The organism is Streptomyces spororaveus (assembly GCF_016755875.1).
Lineage (GTDB): Bacteria > Actinomycetota > Actinomycetes > Streptomycetales > Streptomycetaceae > Streptomyces > Streptomyces spororaveus.
Map to the genome: position 1 here is coordinate 2,910,654 of NZ_BNED01000005.1, position 19,691 is coordinate 2,930,344.

The 19,691-nt window shown below is 70.0% G+C and carries 20 protein-coding genes and 1 riboswitch; of the genes, 7 read left to right on the forward strand and 13 right to left on the reverse strand.

Translation table 11 applies throughout. The features are described from left to right. Positions 1–50: 50 nt before the first annotated feature. The 6 genes from Sspor_RS15170 to Sspor_RS15195 all read right to left on the reverse strand — a co-directional run bounded on the left by Sspor_RS15170 (position 51) and on the right by Sspor_RS15195 (position 6,809). Positions 51–1,058 (reverse strand): ABC transporter permease, encoded by a 1,008-nt coding sequence (locus Sspor_RS15170; protein WP_202199621.1) that lies wholly within the window; start codon positions 1,056–1,058, stop codon positions 51–53. 152 nt (positions 1,059–1,210) lie between these two features. Beyond that, positions 1,211–2,959, reverse strand: a complete 1,749-nt coding sequence (locus tag Sspor_RS15175) for an ABC transporter substrate-binding protein (protein WP_202199622.1) — start codon at positions 2,957–2,959, stop codon at positions 1,211–1,213. An 80-nt stretch (positions 2,960–3,039) separates the two neighbouring features. Further along, a complete protein-coding gene (locus Sspor_RS15180) occupies positions 3,040–4,041 on the reverse strand; it encodes an ABC transporter permease (RefSeq protein WP_202199623.1) in 1,002 nt (333 codons plus the stop codon). A gap of 448 nt (positions 4,042–4,489) precedes the next feature. Next, positions 4,490–5,230, reverse strand: a complete 741-nt coding sequence (locus Sspor_RS15185) for an enhanced serine sensitivity protein SseB C-terminal domain-containing protein (RefSeq protein WP_202199624.1) — start codon at positions 5,228–5,230, stop codon at positions 4,490–4,492. 95 nt (positions 5,231–5,325) lie between these two features. Next, a complete protein-coding gene (locus Sspor_RS15190) occupies positions 5,326–6,063 on the reverse strand; it encodes an enhanced serine sensitivity protein SseB (protein ID WP_202199625.1) in 738 nt (245 codons plus the stop codon). A gap of 89 nt (positions 6,064–6,152) precedes the next feature. Next, positions 6,153–6,809: an AAA family ATPase gene (locus Sspor_RS15195; RefSeq protein ID WP_373318782.1), complete on the reverse strand. Its 657-nt coding sequence runs from the start codon at positions 6,807–6,809 to the stop codon at positions 6,153–6,155. 206 nt (positions 6,810–7,015) lie between these two features. Further along, positions 7,016–7,119: riboswitch (glycine riboswitch) on the forward strand. 175 nt (positions 7,120–7,294) lie between these two features. Here Sspor_RS15195 and gcvT point away from each other — a divergent pair. From gcvT to Sspor_RS15220, 5 genes are all read left to right on the forward strand, one after another. Next, the gene (gcvT, locus tag Sspor_RS15200) at positions 7,295–8,410 is read left to right on the forward strand and encodes a glycine cleavage system aminomethyltransferase GcvT (protein WP_202199627.1); all 1,116 of its coding nucleotides are present in this window, start codon (positions 7,295–7,297) and stop codon (positions 8,408–8,410) included. Positions 8,411–8,515: 105 nt separating this feature from the next. Then, positions 8,516–8,896, forward strand: coding sequence for a glycine cleavage system protein GcvH (gene gcvH / locus Sspor_RS15205; protein WP_030655701.1), 381 nt, complete (start codon positions 8,516–8,518; stop codon positions 8,894–8,896). A 15-nt stretch (positions 8,897–8,911) separates the two neighbouring features. Beyond that, positions 8,912–10,168 (forward strand): serine hydroxymethyltransferase, encoded by a 1,257-nt coding sequence (gene glyA / locus Sspor_RS15210; protein WP_202199628.1) that lies wholly within the window; start codon positions 8,912–8,914, stop codon positions 10,166–10,168. Positions 10,169–10,567: 399 nt separating this feature from the next. Further along, positions 10,568–11,950 carry an L-serine ammonia-lyase gene (locus Sspor_RS15215; protein ID WP_202199629.1) on the forward strand — a complete coding sequence of 461 codons (1,383 nt, stop codon included), beginning with the start codon at positions 10,568–10,570 and terminating at the stop codon, positions 11,948–11,950. A gap of 162 nt (positions 11,951–12,112) precedes the next feature. Beyond that, positions 12,113–12,619 (forward strand): AMIN-like domain-containing (lipo)protein, encoded by a 507-nt coding sequence (locus tag Sspor_RS15220; protein WP_202199630.1) that lies wholly within the window; start codon positions 12,113–12,115, stop codon positions 12,617–12,619. Between the two features lie 60 nt (positions 12,620–12,679). Here the strand turns inward: Sspor_RS15220 and Sspor_RS15225 are convergent, their stop codons facing one another. Beyond that, entirely contained in the window at positions 12,680–13,324 is a 645-nt protein-coding gene (locus Sspor_RS15225; protein ID WP_202199631.1) for a dihydrofolate reductase family protein, read from the reverse strand. A 25-nt stretch (positions 13,325–13,349) separates the two neighbouring features. Beyond that, the gene (locus tag Sspor_RS15230; protein WP_202199632.1) at positions 13,350–14,063 is read right to left on the reverse strand and encodes a flavodoxin family protein; all 714 of its coding nucleotides are present in this window, start codon (positions 14,061–14,063) and stop codon (positions 13,350–13,352) included. Positions 14,064–14,193: 130 nt separating this feature from the next. Here Sspor_RS15230 and Sspor_RS15235 point away from each other — a divergent pair, with 130 nt between their 5' ends. Then, on the forward strand, positions 14,194–14,742 hold the full coding sequence (locus Sspor_RS15235; protein WP_030009289.1) for a PadR family transcriptional regulator: 549 nt from the start codon (positions 14,194–14,196) through the stop codon (positions 14,740–14,742). A 52-nt stretch (positions 14,743–14,794) separates the two neighbouring features. Here the strand turns inward: Sspor_RS15235 and Sspor_RS15240 are convergent, their stop codons facing one another. Continuing rightward, positions 14,795–15,007, reverse strand: a complete 213-nt coding sequence (locus Sspor_RS15240; protein ID WP_030009288.1) for an EF-hand domain-containing protein — start codon at positions 15,005–15,007, stop codon at positions 14,795–14,797. A gap of 256 nt (positions 15,008–15,263) precedes the next feature. Here Sspor_RS15240 and Sspor_RS41570 point away from each other — a divergent pair, with 256 nt between their 5' ends. Continuing rightward, positions 15,264–15,608, forward strand: coding sequence for a tRNA-dependent cyclodipeptide synthase (locus tag Sspor_RS41570; RefSeq protein WP_202199633.1), 345 nt, complete (start codon positions 15,264–15,266; stop codon positions 15,606–15,608). Positions 15,609–15,713: 105 nt separating this feature from the next. On the opposite strand, the gene Sspor_RS15250 is transcribed toward Sspor_RS41570, so the two are convergent. From Sspor_RS15250 to Sspor_RS15265, 4 genes are all read right to left on the reverse strand, one after another. Continuing rightward, on the reverse strand, positions 15,714–16,901 hold the full coding sequence (locus Sspor_RS15250) for a YncE family protein (RefSeq protein WP_202199634.1): 1,188 nt from the start codon (positions 16,899–16,901) through the stop codon (positions 15,714–15,716). After that, on the reverse strand, positions 16,898–17,710 hold the full coding sequence (locus Sspor_RS15255; protein ID WP_237403876.1) for a polysaccharide deacetylase family protein: 813 nt from the start codon (positions 17,708–17,710) through the stop codon (positions 16,898–16,900). Before Sspor_RS15255 ends, Sspor_RS15250 begins: the two co-directional genes overlap by 4 nt. Before the next feature lie 360 nt (positions 17,711–18,070). Next, on the reverse strand, positions 18,071–18,583 hold the full coding sequence (locus Sspor_RS15260) for an ATP-binding protein (protein WP_202199635.1): 513 nt from the start codon (positions 18,581–18,583) through the stop codon (positions 18,071–18,073). Positions 18,584–18,846: 263 nt separating this feature from the next. After that, positions 18,847–19,614 carry an enoyl-CoA hydratase/isomerase family protein gene (locus tag Sspor_RS15265; RefSeq protein WP_202199636.1) on the reverse strand — a complete coding sequence of 256 codons (768 nt, stop codon included), beginning with the start codon at positions 19,612–19,614 and terminating at the stop codon, positions 18,847–18,849. Positions 19,615–19,691 lie beyond the last annotated feature (77 nt).

Below are 19,691 nucleotides of genomic sequence, written 5' to 3' on the forward strand. Positions count from 1 at the left end.
GTCGGCGGCGGCGGCTTCGCCGGCCTCGTTCCCCTTCGGAGTCGGATCGGTCACGACAGCCTCACCCTCGGGTCGATGATGGCGTACACGAGGTCGACCACCAGGTTGCACAGCACGATGAAGGCTCCGGCGAAGAGGGTCACCCCGAGGATCTTCGGCAGGTCGTTCACCGCGATGGCGTGGTACGCGTACTCACCGATGCCGTGGTACGAGAAGACCGTCTCGGTGACGATGGCGCCGCCCAGGAGCAACCCGAAGTCCATGCCGAAGATGGTCACGATCGGGGTCAGCGCGGAGCGCAGCCCGTGGCGGGTGACGACCACCCGTTCGCGCAGACCCTTGGCGCGCGCGGTGCGGATGTAGTCCTCACTCATGGTCTCCAGCATTCCGGCCCGGGTGAGCCGGGCGTAGAGCGCGGAGTAGAGGAAGGCCAGTGTGCTCCAGGGCAGGACCAGCCCCTGGAACCAGGCGGCCGGATCCTCGGAGAAGTCCACGTACACATTGGTGAACACGGGCCAGTTGAAGACGAAGACGGCCAGCGAGAGCGTGCCGGTGAAGAACATCGGCAGCGAGACGCCGGCGAGGGCCACGCCCATCGCGAGCCGGTCGAAGAGCGAGCCCGGGCGCAGGGCCGAGACCACGCCCGTGGTCACACCGGTGATCAGCCAGATGACGGCCGCTCCCAGGGTGAGGGAGGCGGTGATGGGCAGCCGGTTGACGATGTCGGGCCAGACCTCGACGTGGTCCTTGAAGGAGTAGCCGAGGCAGGGGGCGCTGCACTGCGAGGGATCGGGGCCGTAGTTGAACTCGCGGCCCGCGAAGATGCCCCGCAGGAAGTCCCAGTACTGCGCGTACAGGGGCTGGTCGAAACCGAGGTTCTTCTTGACCGCGGCAATGGATTCGGGCGAGGGGTTCTTGCCGACGTACTGGGTGGCCAGCGAGTCGGCCGTGCCGCCGGCCAGCCGGGGCAGCAGGAAGAAGATCGCGAAGGTGATCGCGCTGACAACGAGCAGCAGGAACACCGCGGCGAACAGCCGCCGGACGATGTACACAAACACGGGGGTCGGCTTCGGCGTCCGCCGGTCCGCCCCGCACCCCGGTCGGGGGCGCGGGACGGACCGGCGCGCGCACTGCTGCCTTCACCTGCCTTCCACGGTTCTGGCAGATCTGGCTGAGAGGGTCGAACTGCCTGAGGACTTGACGTCCGGGGTTACTTCAGGCCGATGTTGAGGTAGTCGTACTGACCGCTCCACGCCGGGTTGGAGACCACGTTGGTGAGCTTGGGCGAGCGGTAGTGCAGAACCTTGAAGTAGGTCAGGGGCACGATGACCGCCTGGTCCATGACCTTCTTGTCGATCTCGCCGTAGACCTTCTCGCGGGCGGCGGAGTCGGTGTTGGCGATGTTCTCGTTCAGCATCTTGTTGATCTCGGGGTCGTTCAGCTGCGACAGGTTGGTGTTGCCCGTCTTGCTGATCGCGTCACCGTGGACGACCTGCTGGAGGAAGCCGAAGCCGCTCGGCCAGTCGGCGCCCCACTGCATCATCATGAGGCCGATCTTGTTGTCCTCGGTGAACTGCGGGACGCCCGCGTAGTCACTGAAGTACTTGCCGGCCGGGAACTGCTGGATCTTGACCGTGATCCCGATCTTCTTCAGGGACGCCTGGATGGCCGTGGCCATGTCGACCTCGCCGGCGCGGTCGTTGCGCGCGGTGATGGTGGTCTCGAAGCCGTTCGGCTGGCCGCAGGCGGTCAGCGCGGCCTTGGCCTTCGCCTCGTCACCCTTGTCCTCGGGGGTCTTGTAGGTGTTGAAGTCGATGTGACCCGGGATGTCGGTCGGCAGGACGGTGCTGGCGATGGAGCCGCGGATGGGGCCGCCGAAGGCGGTCTGCACCGACACCTTGTCGATCGCGTACTGGACCGCCTTGCGGCACTCCACGTTGTCGAAGGGCGCCACCTTGGTGTTCATCGCCATGTAGACCAGGCGACCACCCTCGGCGTTGTCAGTGTTGGGGTCCTTCGAGGTCAGCAGCTCGGTCTGGGTCTGCTGGGCCACACCGTTGCCCACGATGTCGATGTGGGTGTTGCCGGCCTTCAGGTTGGAGTCGATCGTCTCCTGGTTGACCTTCAGCTTGACGATGATCTTCTCGGGGAGCTGCTTGCGCAGCGGGTCCGTGGAGGCGTCCCAGTTGGGGTTGCGGACCAGGACGGCCTGCTTGTCGTGCTCGTAGCTCTCGAACATGTACGAGCCCGAGGAGACGATGTTCTTCACATAGTCCGCGCCGTTGTCCTTGGCCTTCGGCACGGGGGCCGACTGCGGGTTGGCCAGCAGGTAGTCGAACTCGGCGAAGGGCTGCTTCAGCTTGAAGACGATCGTCTGGTCGTCGGGGGTCTCGATGGACTGCAGTCCCGTGTCGGACTTGTCCTTGTACGGGCCCTCGTACGGGGTCTCGTTGTTCTTGAGGTACTGCGCGAGGTAGTTCGGGCCGTTGGAGTTCACGTCACGCGCGAAGTTGCTGCGCTCGACCGCGTACTTGACGTCCTTGGAGGTGACGAGCGAGCCGTCGCTGTACTTCACGCCCTTGCGCAGCTTGTACGTCCAGGTCGCACCGCCGTCGCTCGGCGTACCGAGGGACTCGGCAAGGTCCGGGACCACCTTGTTGCCCTCGGCGCCCGGGGCGGGCGCGAAGGTGGTCAGCGGACGGGCGTACAGGCGGCTGAAGTTGAAGACGAAGCCGTAGTACGTGTTGCCGGGGTCGAAGGAGTCAGGGGTGTCGGACGCCTCGTAGACGAGCGTCCCGCCCTTCTTGTCCGAGGCGTTGACCACGGCCTTGACGGCGGCGTTGGCACCTGCCGACTTGTCGTCGCCGCCGGTCTTGTCACCACCGCTGCAGGCGGAGGCGGTGAGGGCGACGGTGATGGCGGCGGCGAGCACCGCGGCTGTTCTCGACCTGCTTCTCATGGCGGAGTGATGCCCCCTGATTCGGAGTGATGGTGCGTACTGGCGGAGCCTCGGCCGGGTGTGCCCGAGGAACGGGTGGGTCAGCGCGAGCTCTTGGGGTCCAGGGCGTCGCGCAGACCGTCGCCGAGGAGGTTGAAGGCGAGCACGGTGACGAAGATCGCCATGCCCGGGACGACCATGAACATCGGGTCGACCTTGTAGTAGGCCACGGCGGAGCTGAGCATCCCGCCCCATGAGGCCTGCGGCGGCTGGATGCCCACGCCGAGGAAGCTCAGGGAGGCCTCGAAGAGGATGTTGGTGGGGATGAGCAGCGTCGAGTAGACGAGGATCGGCGCCATCAGGTTCGGCAGCAGCTCACGGAAGACGATGAAGGGGCCGCGGGCTCCCAGGCTGCGGGCGGCGTCGACGAACTCCCGCTCGCGCAGCGAGAGGGTCTGGCCGCGCACGATGCGTCCGATGTAGGGCCAGCTGAAGAAGCCGATCACGAAGATCAGGACGCTGATGTGCAGCGGAAGTCCTTCGAGGCCGAAGGCCCCGCCCTGGAGGGCGGCCGAGATGGAGATCGCGAAGAGCAGCAGCGGGAAGGCGAGGAAGGTGTCCATCATGCGGCTGATCACCGTGTCGGCCCAGCCCCCGTAGTACCCGGCGATGACGCCCAGTACGGAACCGATGAACACCGAGACCACGGTCGATCCGAAGGCGACCAGCAGGGAGACCCAGGAGCCTTCGAGGATGCGGGTGGCGATGTCGCGGCCGAACTTCGGCTCCACGCCCAGCGGATGCTCCCAGCTGATGCCGCCGAAGGAGCCGACGGGGGTGGCCAGGGAGGGGTCGATGAGGTCCTGGTGCAGGGCGTCCGGGTCCAGTCCGAACATCCACTGGATCGGCTGCGAGAGCATCGCCAGCACGATCAGCAGCAGCACGACCAGGCCGCCGGCCATCGCCACTTTGTCGCGCTTGAGTCTGATCCACGCGATACGGCCGAGCGAACGTCCCTCGATCCGCTTCTGCGTCGCCCCGCCGGATGTCCCGTCGGGCTGCGTGAGCACCGGCTCACTGGGCGCTGTGGGTGAAGCCGTCATCGTGGTGGGGACCCCTCTCGGCCGACGGTCGCCGGCCCTGGCCGCCGCCGTAGCGGCTTGGTTCACATCGGTGGCACTGGTGGTGCGGTGCCGGCGGCTGCGTCGGCTTGGGTGTACGGCGAGTCCGAAGTCAGCCTGACGAGCTGTTCCTTGCGGTGGGCCCGGTTGCCCGGCCTTCGGTGGGGTGGAGTCTTCAACGCCCTCTCGAGCGCCCGCCAGACCCCCCGGTGATGTGATGCGCAACCGTGATCTAGGCCTACACCTTCCGTTATCCGAACCCCGGGATCTGTTGAGCGGTGAAACACCTCCCGTTCTGCACGGAACGGACATCCGGCCCAACTGCCCATTCGGGCATGGATCCTGGGCGGATTCACCGGATATGCCGAAGGCCGCACCGATGGGATCGGTGCGGCCTTCGAGAAGGATGTCTCGGTATCCGGATATCGCGTCAGTACGCCGGCGCCTGGCCCTCGCGGTCGTAGAAGGGCCGGGTCTGCGCGCGCAGCCACATGGCGACGGGGTCGTGCTCGTCGCCGAGTGCGACCGTGCACACCGGGACGCCCTCGGGGACCACCCCGACCGACTGCCGCATCATCTCCCGTACGGATTCCAGAGCGGGCGCGGAGGCGTCGTACAGGTCGAGCCCGACCGCGAGGTACGGGGAGCCGAGCGCGGGCTGCACCCACGCGCGGCGCAGCGACCGCACGGCCGGTGTGCGGTGGGCGTGCTGGGTCAGCAGCCCGTAGAACTGCGGGAGCTCGATCGCGGGCTCGGACAGGCGCAGCGGGCCGGCCGGCATCCGGTCCAGGCCGGTGGCGATCCGGCGCAGGTCGGCCCAGGGCACGCCGAGGCCGCCGCCCTGGGCGTGCGGGTTGAGCCACAGGCCCCAGCGGTCCGGGTACAGCGCGCGGGCGATGTCGCGCCCGGTGACCACCTCGTAGCCCCGGTTCCAGCCGCTGGCGGCCAGCTCCTGGGGGGAGGTGACGCAGGGCGCGTAGCCGAGGCTCTCGACCTCCATACCGCCGTACTGGGCGTCCGGGGAGCCCGGCTGCCCCTGCCAGAGCAGCATCCACAGCCTGCCCTCGGCGAGGGCGTGCAGGAGTGACTCGTAACTCTCGTAGCGCCCGGGAGTCACCTGGCGCATCATGTGCTCGACCTGCCCGGCCGCGGCCGTGCCTGACGCACTCACCCGGAACCCCTCTTCGTCCGCCCGTCGCTCCATGCCTGTCCTCCGAACCGGCAGTCGCGCGTGCGGGCCAGGAGATGTCACCAGCTTAAGCGGCCCTACGACAGGTAGAAGGGGCGTACGCGCTCACGAATCCAGTCCGTGACCGGGTCCTGGACGGCGTCGAGCAGGATCAACTGCACGGGCCACGGCGGCGGGACGCGCGTCAGGGCCCGTCCGAGGGCCTCCATCGGGGCGCTCTGCATCTCGGGTTCCCATCCCACCAGGCGGACACCGACGAACAGCTGGGGCGCCCCGCCCTCGACGCTGGCGAGGCAGCGGTGCGCGGCGGCGACCACCCCGGTGGCCCGGAACTCCTCGGTGGCGGCCGCCAGGAAATCCACCGGGTCGTCCTGCCAGTCGGGCTCGTAGAGCCGGACCCGGCCGCCGGTGGCCGGGCCGTCGAGCGCGGTCCGCCCGCTGCGGCAGAGCTCCGCGACGGCGGGCGGCGGGAGCGGTACGCCGACGGCGCCCTCGGGATTGAGGGCGATGCCGAGCTGCGGGGGCAGGCCGCGGGCGAACTCGACGGCGGGGGCCACCGTGAAGTCCATGCCGGGGCCGACGCAGGCGAGGAACTGGGCCTCGGAGCTGTACACGGGGACGTACGCCGCCCCGCCGATGTCCATGGTGGGAAGGTCGAGGCCGGCCGTCGTGGCCGGTGCGGCCCCGCCCGGCAGCGGCACCCACACCTGGCTGCGCCCGAGGACCTCCAGGATCCGCCCCCCGGCGTCCGGCTGCCCGAGCGCCGCCCCGAGCACCTGCTCCAGCTCATTCCCCGGCCAGCCGCTGCCCTGCATCTGCCCTTGCCTCCGTCGGTTCCGCGGTGTGTCGTGCCGAGGCTATCCGCCCCCGGCCGGGCGCCGCTGCCGGGGTTGCGCCCCGGGACTCAGCCGTGGAAGTGGATCCTGGTCACGGCCGCGGCCGAGCGGCGGTCGAGCAGGGTCGCGGAGGCGCAGCCCGCGGGCGGCCGGCCCGCTTCGGCCTCGCGGAGCAGGCGGGTCACCGCGCCGCGGTGGCGGGCGAAGGCGTAGGCGGAGACCCGGCGGCCGCGCGCCGTCTGGCCGGAGAGGGCCTCCTCGGGGCTGCTGTCCAGCAGGAGCAGGTGCAGGGACCGGCCCCGGCGGCGCGCGGCGGCGGCGAGCAGGCCGCGTACCCAGGACTGCGTACCGCAGTCGTGGACGACCACAGAGGCCCCGGAGCGCAGGATCCGCCACAGCCCCCAGTAGTGCGCGGCGCGCACCAGCGGCCGGTACACCGCGTACGGCAGCGCCGCGGGCATGGTGCGCTCCCAGCGCTCACGGGTGTCCTGGGAGTCGACGGCCCCGGCCTCGGCGGCCGCCCGCTTGATCAGCGTGCTCTTGCCACCGCCGGGCAGACCGGACACCACGACGATGTCCCCGGCGGCGAAGCCGAGCCGGTGCGGGGCGCGCACGGCCGGTCCGCGCAGGTCACGTACGAGGCCGAGGCCGGCGTCGGCCGCCCTGCCGCGCCCGCGCGCGCCGCGCTGCGCCGGCACCGCCTCCACGGTTCCCGTCGTCGTCACCACTCCGAATCTCCGCACAGTGTTCGCCTCCCCCGAATCGGGTCACCGGGACCCTTGCCCACTGAGTGTAAAGAGACGGTAATCCGGCGGTCCCGGTTCCGGTCCGGCCCTTCGGAGAGCCGTACGAACTTTCGGACCCCGCCGCCCGATCTCGGGCATGGCGTGCAATGATGTGCGCCATCTGGACCAACTGCATACCGGCCGCTTGAATCCGCGCGGGAGAGTCCCGGCACGCCGCAAGGCCGTGCGCGGGCGCCGAAGGAGCAAGAACCTCCCTTGAATCTCTCAGGCCCCGTACCGCGTGGATGAGGCAGATCTGAAAAGCGAGCTGCTGCGCAGCTCCACCCAAGGTGCAAGTCGATGAGAAGACCCGGCGATCGCTGGATCGGCGGAACTCTCGGCGAACCTCTCAGGTTCCGATGACAGATGGGGAGGAACGTCCTCGTCATGTCATGTCGATGCCCTGGGACCCGGGAGCCACACCCATGAGCACTGCCCCCCGCCTGACCGCCCTCGATGCGCTGCACCGCTCGCTCGGTGCGACCATGACCGATTTCGCGGGCTGGGACATGCCGCTGCGGTACGCCAGTGAGCGCGACGAGCACAACGCCGTACGCACCAGGGCCGGTCTCTTCGACCTGTCCCACATGGGCGAGATCACGCTGACCGGCCCGGAGGCCGTCAAGGCCCTGGACTACGCGCTGGTCGGCAACATCTCCACCGTCGGTGTCGGCCGCGCCCGCTACACGCACATCTGCCAGGAGGACGGCGGGATCGTCGACGACCTGATCGTCTACCGCCTCGGCGAGACCGAGTACATGGTCGTCGCCAACGCCTCCAACGCCCAGGTCGTGCTGGACGCGCTGACGGAGCGCGCCGCCGGCTTCGACACCGAGGTCCGCGACGACCGCGACGCGTACGCTCTGCTCGCGGTGCAGGGCCCGGAGTCCCCCGGCATCCTGGCGTCCCTGACCGACGCCGACCTGGACGGCCTGAAGTACTACGCCGGCCTGCCGGGCACCGTCGCGGGCGTGCCCGCGCTCATCGCGCGCACCGGCTACACGGGCGAGGACGGCTTCGAGCTGTTCGTCGCCCCCGAGCACGCCGTGGCGCTGTGGCAGGCGCTGACCAAGGCGGGCGAGGGCGTCGGCCTGGTCCCGGCCGGCCTGTCCTGCCGCGACACCCTGCGCCTGGAAGCGGGCATGCCGCTGTACGGGCACGAGCTGACCACCGCCCTCACCCCGTTCGACGCGGGTCTGGGCCGGGTCGTGAAGTTCGAGAAGGAGGGCGACTTCGTGGGCCGCGCCGCGCTGGAGGCCGCCGCCGAGAAGGCCGCGACCAAGGCGCCGCGCAAGCTGGTCGGCCTGATCGCCGAGGGCCGCCGCGTCCCGCGCGCCGGCTTCCCCGTCACGTTCGGCGGAGAGGTCGTCGGCGAGGTCACCTCGGGCGCCCCGTCGCCGACGCTGGGCAAGCCGATCGCGATGGCGTACGTGGACGCGGAGCACGCCGCGCCCGGCGCCTCCGGCGTCGGCGTCGACATTCGCGGTACGCATGAGCCGTACGAGGTCGTGGCGCTGCCGTTCTACAAGCGGCAGAAGTAGCCCTCCGCGCACGACGTCCGCCGTCCCGGTACCGGTGCGGCGCGCCGTCTCAGTACCCAAGACCGCAGTTCGTATCCACTCCCCCGCATCCAGGAGAATCAGGTCATGAGCACCCCCGAGAATCTGCGTTACACCAAGGAGCACGAGTGGCTGTCCGACGTCGTGGACGGCGTCGCGACGGTCGGCATCACGGAGTTCGCGGCCAACGCGCTCGGTGACGTCGTCTACGCCCAGCTCCCCGCGGTCGGCGACACCGTCACCGAGGGCGAGACCTGTGGCGAGCTGGAGTCGACCAAGTCGGTCTCCGACCTCTACTCCCCGGTCTCCGGCGAGATCGTCGAGGCCAACCAGGACGTCGTGGACGACCCGGCGCTCGTGAACACCGCCCCGTTCGAGGGCGGCTGGCTGTTCAAGGTGCGCATCTCGGAGGAGCCCAAGGACGTGCTCTCCGCCGAGGAGTACACCAAGCTCACCGCCGGTAACTGACCCCAGGGGATCCTGATGTCCGTACTGAACACCCCTCTCCACGAGCTCGACCCCGACGTCGCCGCAGCCGTCGACGCCGAGCTCCTGCGCCAGCAGTCCACCCTGGAAATGATCGCGTCGGAGAACTTCGCTCCGGTCGCCGTCATGGAGGCCCAGGGCTCGGTCCTCACCAACAAGTACGCCGAGGGCTACCCGGGCCGCCGTTACTACGGTGGCTGCGAGCACGTCGACGTCGTCGAGCAGATCGCGATCGACCGCATCAAGGCGCTGTTCGGCGCCGAGGCCGCGAACGTCCAGCCGCACTCCGGTGCGCAGGCCAACGCCGCCGCGATGTTCGCGCTGCTGAAGCCGGGCGACACGATCATGGGCCTGAACCTGGCCCACGGCGGTCACCTGACCCACGGCATGAAGATCAACTTCTCCGGCAAGCTCTACAACGTGGTCCCGTACCACGTCGACGAGACCGGCGAGGTGGACATGGCCGAGGTCGAGCGCCTCGCCAAGGAGTCCAAGCCGCAGCTGATCGTCGCCGGCTGGTCCGCCTACCCGCGCCAGCTGGACTTCGCCGCCTTCCGCCGCATCGCGGACGAGGTCGGCGCGTACCTGATGGTCGACATGGCGCACTTCGCCGGCCTGGTCGCCGCGGGTCTGCACCCGAACCCGGTGCCGCACGCCCACGTCGTGACCACCACCACGCACAAGACCCTCGGCGGTCCGCGCGGCGGTGTCATCCTGTCGACGCAGGAGCTGGCCAAGAAGATCAACTCCGCGGTCTTCCCGGGTCAGCAGGGCGGCCCGCTGGAGCACGTGATCGCGGCCAAGGCGGTCTCCTTCAAGGTGGCGGCCTCGCCCGAGTTCAAGGAGCGCCAGGAGCGCACCCTGGAGGGCGCGAAGATCCTCGCCGCCCGTCTGGTCCAGGACGACGTCAAGGCCGTGGGCGTGGACGTCCTCACCGGTGGCACCGACGTGCACCTGGTCCTGGTCGACCTGCGCAACTCCGAGCTGGACGGCCAGCAGGCCGAGGACCGCCTCCACGAGGTCGGTATCACGGTCAACCGCAACGCCATCCCGAACGACCCGCGGCCGCCGATGGTCACCTCGGGTCTGCGGATCGGTACGCCGGCCCTGGCCACGCGCGGTTTCGACGCCGAGGCCTTCACGGAGGTCGCCGAGATCATCGCGCAGGCGCTGAAGCCCGCGTACAACAGCGAGGCCCTCAAGGCTCGCGTCTCCGCGCTCGCCGCGAAGTTCCCGCTGTACCCGACGCTCTAACCGGCGTCCGGCCCACGGCCACGGATGGGCCCGGCCTTGTTACCGCACAGGCCGGGCCCTTCCCGTGACCGGGGTCCGACACCATCCGCACGGCCCGTACCACCCGTACCGGTCGCGGTGGGCGCCCGCCCCGCCCCGGCCCTCCTGCCGCCTCCCGGCGCCCGCGGCCCGCACGCCGCGCCCCGCACCGTCCGGTCGGCCACGCCGCCCCCTGAGCACGGGGCCCGGGGCCATGGGCCGACACCCGGCCGACCCGTCCGCGTCATCCTTCCCACCTCGTCCGGCTGCCGGAACGTTCACCTCGCCGCGTTAAGCTCGTCTGCCGGACAAAATCCGAATAATCCACTTCTCCTCTCCTGCCCCCTCCCACCCCACGAGCAGACAAGGGAGTCCGCCACCGTGGCCATCTCCGTCTTCGATCTCTTCTCCATCGGTATCGGTCCCTCCTCCTCCCACACGGTCGGTCCGATGCGGGCCGCGCGCATGTTCGTGACGCGGCTGAAGAAGGACGGCGTGCTGGCCCAGACCACGTCCGTCCGGGCCGAGCTCTTCGGGTCCCTCGGCGCGACCGGCCACGGGCACGGCACCCCCAAGGCGGTGCTGCTCGGCCTGGAGGGCCACTCCCCCCGCACCGTGAACGTCGAGACCGCCGACGACGAGGTCGAGCGGATCCGCAGGAGCGGCCGGCTGCGGCTGCTGGGCGCGGAGATAGGCGATGTGCACGAGATCGCCTTCGACGAGCCGAACCAGCTGATCCTGCACCGCCGCCGCTCCCTGCCGTACCACGCGAACGGCATGACGCTCTTCGCGTACGACAGTGCCGGCACCCCGCTCCTGGAGAAGACCTACTACTCGGTCGGCGGCGGTTTCGTCGTGGACGAGGACGCGGTCGGCGAGGACCGGATCAAGCTCGACGACACGGTGCTGAAGTACCCCTTCCGCTCCGGCGACGAGATGCTGCGCCTCGCGAACGAGACCGGCCTGTCGATCTCCTCCCTGATGCTGGAGAACGAGAAGGCCTGGCGCACGGAGGAGGAGATCCGCGACGGCCTCCTGGAGATCTGGCGTGTCATGCAGTCCTGCGTCTCGCGCGGCATGTCCCGCGAGGGCATCCTCCCCGGCGGCCTGCGGGTCAAGCGCCGGGCCGCCTCCACGGCGCGCCAGCTGCGCACCGAGGGCGACCCGATGCTGCACCGCAGCGAGTGGGCGACGATCTACGCGATGGCGGTCAACGAGGAGAACGCGGCCGGCGGCCGCGTGGTGACCGCGCCGACGAACGGTGCCGCGGGCGTCCTGCCCGCCGTGCTCCACTACTACATGAACTTCGTGCCGGGCGCGGACGAGGACGGCGTGGTCCGCTTCCTGCTCGCCGCGGGCGCGATCGGCATGCTCTTCAAGGAGAACGCCTCGATCTCCGGCGCCGAGGTCGGCTGCCAGGGCGAGGTGGGCTCCGCCTGCTCGATGGCGGCCGGCGCCCTCGCCGAGGTCCTCGGCGGCACCCCGGAGCAGGTCGAGAACGCGGCCGAGATCGGCATGGAGCACAACCTCGGCCTGACCTGCGACCCGGTCGGCGGCCTCGTGCAGATCCCCTGCATCGAGCGCAACGGCATGGCGGCGGTCAAGGCCGTCACCGCGGCACGGATGGCGATGCGCGGCGACGGCAGCCACAAGGTCTCCCTCGACAAGGTCATCAAGACCATGAAGGAGACCGGTGCCGACATGAAGGTCAAGTACAAGGAGACCGCCCGCGGCGGTCTCGCGGTCAACGTCATCGAGTGCTGACGCGCACCGCGTGACACGAGAGGGGCCCGGCGCGTGCGCCGGGCCCCTCTCGTGTCCACGGACACCGGAAAGAGGACCCGAGCGGAACCGGAACCGTGCGATCCCCCGGGGCGTCCTACGCTGTGCCACCAGTCCCCGTCTCCCGAGAAACGAGGGGACGTCATGATCCACGTCCGTATCCGGCAGTCCGTGGCCCTGGCGACCGGCGCCCTGCTCGCCGCCTGCCTCTCCTTCGCCGCACCTGCCTCGGCCTCCACCCTCACCACCACCAGGACCCAGGCCCAGACCCCGCTCGTCGTCAACGCCCGCTGGGCCGGGCACCCCACGTACGACCGCATCGTCATCGACCTCCAGGGCTCCGCCCCCGCGGTCACCGTCACTCCGGTCCCGCAGCTGGTGTACGACGGGTCCGGAAAGCCCGTACCGCTGCCCGGGAAGCACTTCCTGGAGATCCGTCTCCACCCCGCCGCCGCACACGACGACGCGGGCCGGAGCGTCTACCGGGGACCCAAGCTGCAGAAGACCGATCTCGGCAAGCTCAAGGGCATCGCCCTGACCGGCGACTACGAGGGGTACGTGACCTTCGGCGCCGCCTTCGACACCCTGCCGTACTACCGCGCGTTCCCCCTGCACTCTCCGGAACGGTTCGTCGTGGACATCGCGCACTGAACCCGTGCCGGACGGACGGGCCCGGGGCTCACACGCCCCGGGCCCGTTGTCGGTCCGCTGTCACCTGCGCCAGAACAGGTGGTGCGTCACCCCGCTCGCGCTGGGCACGACATCGACGTGGAACCGGTCGCGCAGCTCGTCGGGGGATTCCCAGAGCCTCACCCCGGAGCCGAACTCCACGGGCGAGACGGCCACGTGGAGGGTGTCGACGAGGTCGGCGTCGAGGAACTCGCGGATGGTGGTGGCGCCGCCGCCGAGCCGGACGTCCTTGCCCCCGGCCGCCTCCCGCGCCGCGCCGAGCACCGTGGCCGCGTCGGCGTCGACGAAGTGGAACGTGGTGTCGGACAGCGTGAACGAGGGACGCGTGTGGTGGGTCATCACGAAGACGGGGGTGTGGAAGGGAGGCTCGTCCCCCCACCAGCCGCGCCAGTCGTGGTCGGCCCAGGGCCCGCGCTGGGGCCCGAACTTGTTGCGGCCCATGATCTCGGCCCCGATGTTGTGCGGGAAGTCCCGGGTGAAGTAGTCGTCGAGGCCCCGGCTCCCTCCGGGGTCGGTGCGGTGGGGCCAGCTCGCGGTGGCTCCGGCCCAGGCGAACAGCTCGCCGGGATCGGCGTCGCCGAACGGCCGCTCCAGGCTCTGATGCTCACCGGCGCCGAACCCGTCACTCGAGACGGTGAAGTTCTGGACCCTCAGCAGCTGCTCCACGGGCTTCCTCCGGTCGGGCGTCGGCTCAGCGGTGCTCGGGGTTGGGGAAGTCGGAGCGGCAGCCCGCGTCCCACTGCGAGCGCTGGTTGCCGTGCGGCGGGATGCCGCCCGAGCGCTTGAGCAGGGCGGCCAGGTGCATGAGGTTCCAGGACATGAAGGCGGTGTTGCGGTTGGTGAAGTCGTTCTCGGGGCCGCCCGATCCGGGGTCCAGGTAGGAGGGTCCGGGCCCGGCCTCGCCGATCCAGCCCGCGTCGGCCTGCGGCGGGATCGCGTAGCCGAGGTGCTGGAGGCTGTAGAGGACGTTCATGGCGCAGTGCTTGACGCCGTCCTCGTTACCGGTGATCAGCGCGCCGCCGACCCGCCCGTAGTAGGCGTACTGGCCCCGCTCGTTCAGCAGCGAGGAGCAGGCGTAGAGCCGCTCGATGACCTGCTTCATCACGGAGCTGTTGTCGCCGAGCCAGATCGGTCCGCACAGGACGAGGATGTCGGCGTCCATGATCCGGCTGTAGAGGACCGGCCACTGGTCGCTCTCCCAGCCGTGCTCGGTCATGTCGGGCCAGACCCCGGTCGCGATGTCGTGGTCGACGGCGCGGATGAGGGAGGTCCGGGTGCCGGCCGACTCCATGACCCGGCGGCTCTTGTCGATCAGGCCCTCGGTGTTGCTGGTCTCGGGTGAGCGTTTGAGCGTGCAGTTCACGTAGAGGGCGGTCAGGTCCGAGTAGTCCCATGCGGCAGCCACGCCCCCAGCCTCGCCACGGCGGGTCGGCGCCGCCACCGGGCCGCGCCCGTCCGGGGACGGCCGCGCACGGGCTCGGGCGCGGGCGCGGGCGGCGTCGGGGCCGTCGTCGCCGGAAACCTAGGATGGCGCCATGTCGCTGCCGCACGCCATCCTCACCGCCCTGCTGGAGAAGCCCTCGTCCGGGCTGGAGCTGACCCGGCGGTTCGACAAGTCGATCGGCTACTTCTGGTCGGCGACGCACCAGCAGATCTACCGCGAGCTGGGGCGGCTGGAGGAGTCCGGGCTGATCCGGGAGCTGCCGAGCGAGGTGCCCGTACGCGGGCAGAAGAAGGAGTACGAGGTGCTGCCCGCCGGCGGCGCGGAGCTGGCCCGGTGGGTCGGGGAGAGCCAGGACCCCAAGCCGATGCGCGACCCGCTGCTGCTGCGGATCCGTGCGGCGGGCGTGGTGGGGCCGCAGGGGCTCGGTCCCGAGCTGCGGCGCCATCTGGAGCTGCACCGGCGCCAGCTGGCGCAGTACGAGGCCATCGAGGAGAAGGACTTCCCGCCGGGGCGGGACGCCGTGGAGGACCGGCTGCGCCGGCTCGTGCTGCACGGCGGGATCGCCCTGGAGACCTTCTGGCTGCACTGGCTGGAGGAGGCCCTGGGCGAGGTCGAGGACATGTCCGGGCCCGGGGCCTGACGCACGCTGCCGCCCCGCTCCGGCGGTCCGGGGCGGGGCGGCAGCGGAGGGACTACTTGTTCAGGGAGGCCCAGAACTCGTCGAAGCTCAGCAGGCCGTCGCCGTTCGCGTCCTTGGAGGCGATCACGGCGTCCGCGACGGGGCCGGTGACGAACGGGTCGCCCATGGCCGCCATGGCCGCCTTGAACTCGTCGGCCGTGACGAAGCCGTCACCGTTCACGTCGAACTTGCCGAACGTCGTCCGTGCGCTCTCGATGTCCGCCACTGGGTCCACTCCTTCTTGATGCCTTGTTGACCGGCTCAGGGTAGCGGCCGCGCCGGTCCGCCCCCGCCTCGGGTCCCGTTCGAGCGACAGAAACCATTTCAATGACCGGCCCATAACGCGGAATGGATGATTCCGGAGGAACAGAGCAAGATTCCACTTGTCACATTCCGGGACCACGGCATAACGTACTGGCATTGCCGCCACACCAGGAGCGCAGGGCTCCCAGGGACAAGCGGCAACAAGGGCGCTCCATCAGATGACGATCACGGCTGACGCATCATGCGGAGTTCTGCCCTTCATCCGCACCTGCCGACATGTCCGGGAAGACGGCGACCATGCGCCCATCGGCGTGAGTCCCGGAAACGGCCACTTCAGCGCCGAACGCATCACGGGCCCGGCCCATGCGCGGCGAACCGGTTCGCACAGGTCGACTTCGCGTGCGGAGGAATCAGGACCCCGGGCCGGAATCCACGTGCGCGTACTTTCCGAATTCCGGCCGAACCCCGTCCGCCAACCACTGGACCGACGCGTCCCGCATTTCCTGGAGAGCGGCGAAGAATTCCGCAAGGGCTGTGAGGAAACGGCCCGGAATTTCGTCTGACAGGCCGCGGGCGGCCCATGGACTGCGGTGCCCCGGGAGCTGTGCGAGCTTCCGGGGCACCGCTGCGTACGGCCGCCGGGGACGAGCCCGGCCGGCCCGGCCGGCCTAGCGGAAGATGCCGGTGTGGCCGAGCGAGTAGCGGCCGGGCTGCGGGTAGACGGCGAGTCCGTGCGGTCCGCCGCCGACCGGGATCCGGGCGAGCTGCCTGCCGGTCTGCGTGTCGATCGCGTAGACCTCGGAGTTGTAGCGGCCCGACAGCCACAGCACCTTGCCGTCGGCGGAGACCCCGCCCATGTCGGGGCTGCCGCCGTCCGGCAGCGTCCACTTCTTGGTGAGCTTGTTCTCGGGGAAGTTGAAGACCGAGATGGTGCCCTCGCCCCGGTTGGAGACGTACATCTCCTTGGAGTCGCGGCTCACGTAGAGGCCGTGGCAGCCCTTGCCGGTGGGCAGCAGCTTGGGGGTCTCGAACTTGTCGCCGCTCAGCACCCACATGCCGTGCGCCATCATGTCCGCGACGTAGAAGGTCTTGCCGTCCGGGGAGACCTTGACGTCCTGCGGCATCGCGCCCTCGAACGGCAGTTTCTGCTGTCCGATCACCTCCATGCGCTCGGTGTCGACCTTGAGGAGCTCGCCGGAGAACTCGCAGCTCACGATGAAGTAGCGGCCGTCGGCGGAGAAGTCCGCGTGATTGACGCCGTAGCAGGTCACGGGCACCGTCTTGACCCGGTCCATGGTGTGCGCGTCGCGGAAGACCAGCTCTTTGTCCATCGAGGCCATGACGATGGCGTACTTGCCGTTCGGCGTGAAGTACAGGTTGTACGGGTCGTGCACCTCGACGGGCTTGCCGGCCTCGCCGGTGGCCGGGTTGATCGGGGTGAGGGTGTGGCCGCGGTTGTTGTTGACCCACAGGGTCTTCAGGTCCCAGGAGGGGACCACGTGCTGGGGCTGGACCCCGACCGGGATGGTGTCGATGACCTTGTAGGTCGCCGGGTCGATGACGGACACCGTGTTGGAGTTGGTGTTCGGCACGTAGACACGGGAGGGGAAGTCCTTGACCACGGGGGAGAGTCTGTTCGGCCGGTCCGCCGCGTAGACGTCGTTCGGATCGAGCACGGGCGGCATGCCGGGCAGACCGGGCGGGAGGGCCGGCGCGGCCTTGACGGGCTTGGCCGGGCCCTTGGTGCCGAGCGCCTCGGCGGGTCCCTTGCCGGCCGATCCACAGCCGGCCAGGGCGGCGAGGACCAGACCGGCCAGCAGCACGGTGGCCTTCCGGGGAAGGCGGGTGGTCTTCATGGGGTCAGCAGCTCCGTGGTGGTCACCGCGCGCAGCTTGCGGCGCGCGAGTTCTTCGAGGAGGGGAGGCATCGCGTCGACCGTGTCCGCGTAGCCGAAGTGCAGGCTCACCACCGATCCGGGCCGGATCGTCCCGGTGACGGTGCGGATGACGGCCGCGGCACCGGGCGAGGTGAAGTCGAGGGAGTCCACGTCGTACGAGAGGACGTGCGGGTAGCCCGCCCGCTGCGCCAGTTTCCGGACGAGGGGGGTCGCGTACTGGGTCTGGGAGGGCCGGAACCAGGTGCCGATGGAGCCGGTGAGCCGCTTGAGCCGCTGGGCGCAGCCGGTGATCTCGGCATAGGCCTCCGCCTCGGGCATGTCGTTGATCGCGAGGTGGCGCTGGGTGTGGTTGCCGAGCTCGTGACCGCCGTCGAGGATGCGCCGGGCGAGCTCCGGGTGGGCGTCGAGCCAGGATCCGATCGCCAGGACGGTGACCCGCGCGCCCCCCTTCTCGGCCGCGGCGAGCACCGCGCGGGCGATGGCGGGGTCCCCGTTGCCGTGAAAGGTGAGGGCGACCCGGGGGCGGTCGCGCGGCCCGTGGCCGATCTCCACGGGCTGCCCGGCGAACCGGCGCGGGGCGGCGGCCGGGGCGGCCTGTGCCGGGCGGGCCGGGCGGGGCGGACCCGGCGGCGAGCCGGAGGGCGCGGTGTCGGGCCGGCCGGGTCCGCAGGCGGCGGTGAGGCCTCCCGCGGCGGCGCCGGCCGTCCCGAGAGCGGCCGCGCGCAGGGCCACGCGCAGGGCCGCGCGGCGGCCTGGTTGTGAGAGCACTTGCCCATTTAAGGGGTGGATGGGCTGGAAGGTAACGATTGACCCAATTCGGGATGGTCGCCAGAAGGGGCCATCCGAGTGGTCAGGTCGCTATGTGATCAACGATTCACACAGAGCAGTCGATACTTATTCATAGATTACGAGGTGAGTGGCCCACCTCACCTAGGATTTAGCTAGAAAGTCTTACTATTTGCCCACTTATGTCCAAGTAGGGACTTTTGGCGTTCCAGCCCTCGTCTGCCATAGTCGGAACCACGACTTCCCATTGACCCGAGCGAAGTCGCCACGCCGAGGATCACACCCCCTCAGATCCTCGGCGCACCCATGAAGCCCCCACCGCCCACACGGCGCACGGGGGCTTCAGGCGTTCTGGCGGTCGGCGACCCGCATCTCGAACCAGGTGATCTTGCCGCGCGGCAGCAGGTCCGCGCCCCAGCGGTCGGACAGCTTGTCGACGAGGAAGAGGCCCCGGCCGGTGGTGTCCAGCTCGTGGACCGGCATCAGGCAGGGCAGCCCGCGCGAGGGATCGCGCACCTCCACCCGGATCCAGCCGCGCCGGCGCAGCATGCGTAAACCGAAGGAGCGGGCCCCGGTGTGCCGGACGGCGTTGCCGACGAGCTCCGAGACCAGCAGGACGGCGTGCTCGGCGATCTGCGGCGAGAGGCCCCAGAGGCGGATCACCACGCACTGGGTGAGCCGGCGCGCGGTGCTCGCCGACTCCGGCATGGACGGCAGCGTCACTTCGGCCTCGGCCGGATTGCCGTACAACTCCAGCGCTTTGAGGCCCTGTTCGTCCTCGACAGCCGCCGTGAGCCGTACCGCCGAAGCGCTGCCGCGCTGCCGCGGCTGTTCCACACCCTCCAGGCCCGCCATGCACCCATCATGGAGGGCCGACCCGCCCTCCCGGGCCGTTCCACAGGAAAACACCCCCGGATTCAACGACTCCGAGGGGGCGTTCTGTCATATGCGTGAGGCAACCGGAGTGCCCTGGCGTACACCTTGACCTGCGGTGACACGCCGCACGGAAGTGATCACAGCGAGTGGATCACCGATTGCCCTTAAGGCTGTCTTAAGGCCTGGCTAATCCACCCCCAGGGAGGACCGCGGTCCGCGGCCGAGGGCGCGGCCCGGACGGATCAGACGAACTTCGCCTTGCCCGGGCCCTCTTCGACGAAACTGCGCATGCCGCGCTCGCGGTCCTCGGTGGCGAACAGGCCCGCGAACCAGTTGCGTTCGATGGTGAGGCCGGTGTCGATGTCGGCCTCCAGGCCGGCGTCCACACACTCCTTGGCGGCGCGCAGCGCGATCGCCGGCCCCTGCGCGAGCCTGGCGGCCCAGGCGTGCGCCTGCTCGTACACCTCGGCGGCGGGCACCACACGGTCGACCAGCCCGAGGGTCAGCGCCTCGTCGGCCTTGACCATGCGCCCGGTGAAGATCAGGTCCTTGGCCTTGGACGGTCCGACCAGCCGGGACAGCCGCTGGGTGCCGCCCGCGCCCGGGATCAGGCCGAGCAGGATCTCGGGCTGGCCGAGCTTGGCATTGTCGGCGGCGATCCGGTAGTCGGCGCACAGCGCGAGTTCGCACCCGCCGCCCAGCGCGTATCCGGTGATGGCCGCGACGACGGGCTTGGGGATGCGGGCGACGGCGGTGAAGGCGTCCTGGAGTGCGCGGGACCGGGCGACCATCGCCGCGTGGTCCATCGTCTGCATCTCCTTGATGTCCGCGCCCGCCGCGAACACCTTCTCGCCGCCGTAGATGACGACCGCGCGGACGTCGGCCCGGTCGGTCGCCTCCACCGCGAGCTCGCGCAGCCGGTCCTGGGTGGCGATGTCCAGGGCGTTCATGGGCGGCCGGTCCAGGCGGATGGTGCCGACGCCTTCGGAGACTTCGAGAGAGATGGTCATACGGGCCAGGTTAGCGGCGGTTAACGCCAGGTGGCCCGGTGCTGTGTGTCACAGCACCGGGCCACCTCTACCGCGTA

Excerpts from the sequence above, each read along its gene's own strand:
- Sspor_RS41570 (WP_202199633.1), top strand. The coding sequence starts at position 15,264 with ATGACGATCACGGCTGACGCATCATGCGGAGTTCTGCCCTTCATCCGC.
- Sspor_RS15175 (WP_202199622.1), bottom strand. The coding sequence starts at position 2,959 with ATGAGAAGCAGGTCGAGAACAGCCGCGGTGCTCGCCGCCGCCATCACC.
- glyA (WP_202199628.1), top strand. The coding sequence starts at position 8,912 with ATGTCCGTACTGAACACCCCTCTCCACGAGCTCGACCCCGACGTCGCC.
- Sspor_RS15190 (WP_202199625.1), bottom strand. The coding sequence starts at position 6,063 with ATGCAGGGCAGCGGCTGGCCGGGGAATGAGCTGGAGCAGGTGCTCGGG.
- Sspor_RS15265 (WP_202199636.1), bottom strand. The coding sequence starts at position 19,614 with ATGACCATCTCTCTCGAAGTCTCCGAAGGCGTCGGCACCATCCGCCTG.
- Sspor_RS15260 (WP_202199635.1), bottom strand. The coding sequence starts at position 18,583 with ATGGCGGGCCTGGAGGGTGTGGAACAGCCGCGGCAGCGCGGCAGCGCT.
- Sspor_RS15180 (WP_202199623.1), bottom strand. The coding sequence starts at position 4,041 with ATGACGGCTTCACCCACAGCGCCCAGTGAGCCGGTGCTCACGCAGCCC.
- Sspor_RS15220 (WP_202199630.1), top strand. The coding sequence starts at position 12,113 with ATGATCCACGTCCGTATCCGGCAGTCCGTGGCCCTGGCGACCGGCGCC.
- Sspor_RS15235 (WP_030009289.1), top strand. The coding sequence starts at position 14,194 with ATGTCGCTGCCGCACGCCATCCTCACCGCCCTGCTGGAGAAGCCCTCG.
- gcvT (WP_202199627.1), top strand. The coding sequence starts at position 7,295 with ATGAGCACTGCCCCCCGCCTGACCGCCCTCGATGCGCTGCACCGCTCG.
- Sspor_RS15250 (WP_202199634.1), bottom strand. The coding sequence starts at position 16,901 with ATGAAGACCACCCGCCTTCCCCGGAAGGCCACCGTGCTGCTGGCCGGT.
- gcvH (WP_030655701.1), top strand. The coding sequence starts at position 8,516 with ATGAGCACCCCCGAGAATCTGCGTTACACCAAGGAGCACGAGTGGCTG.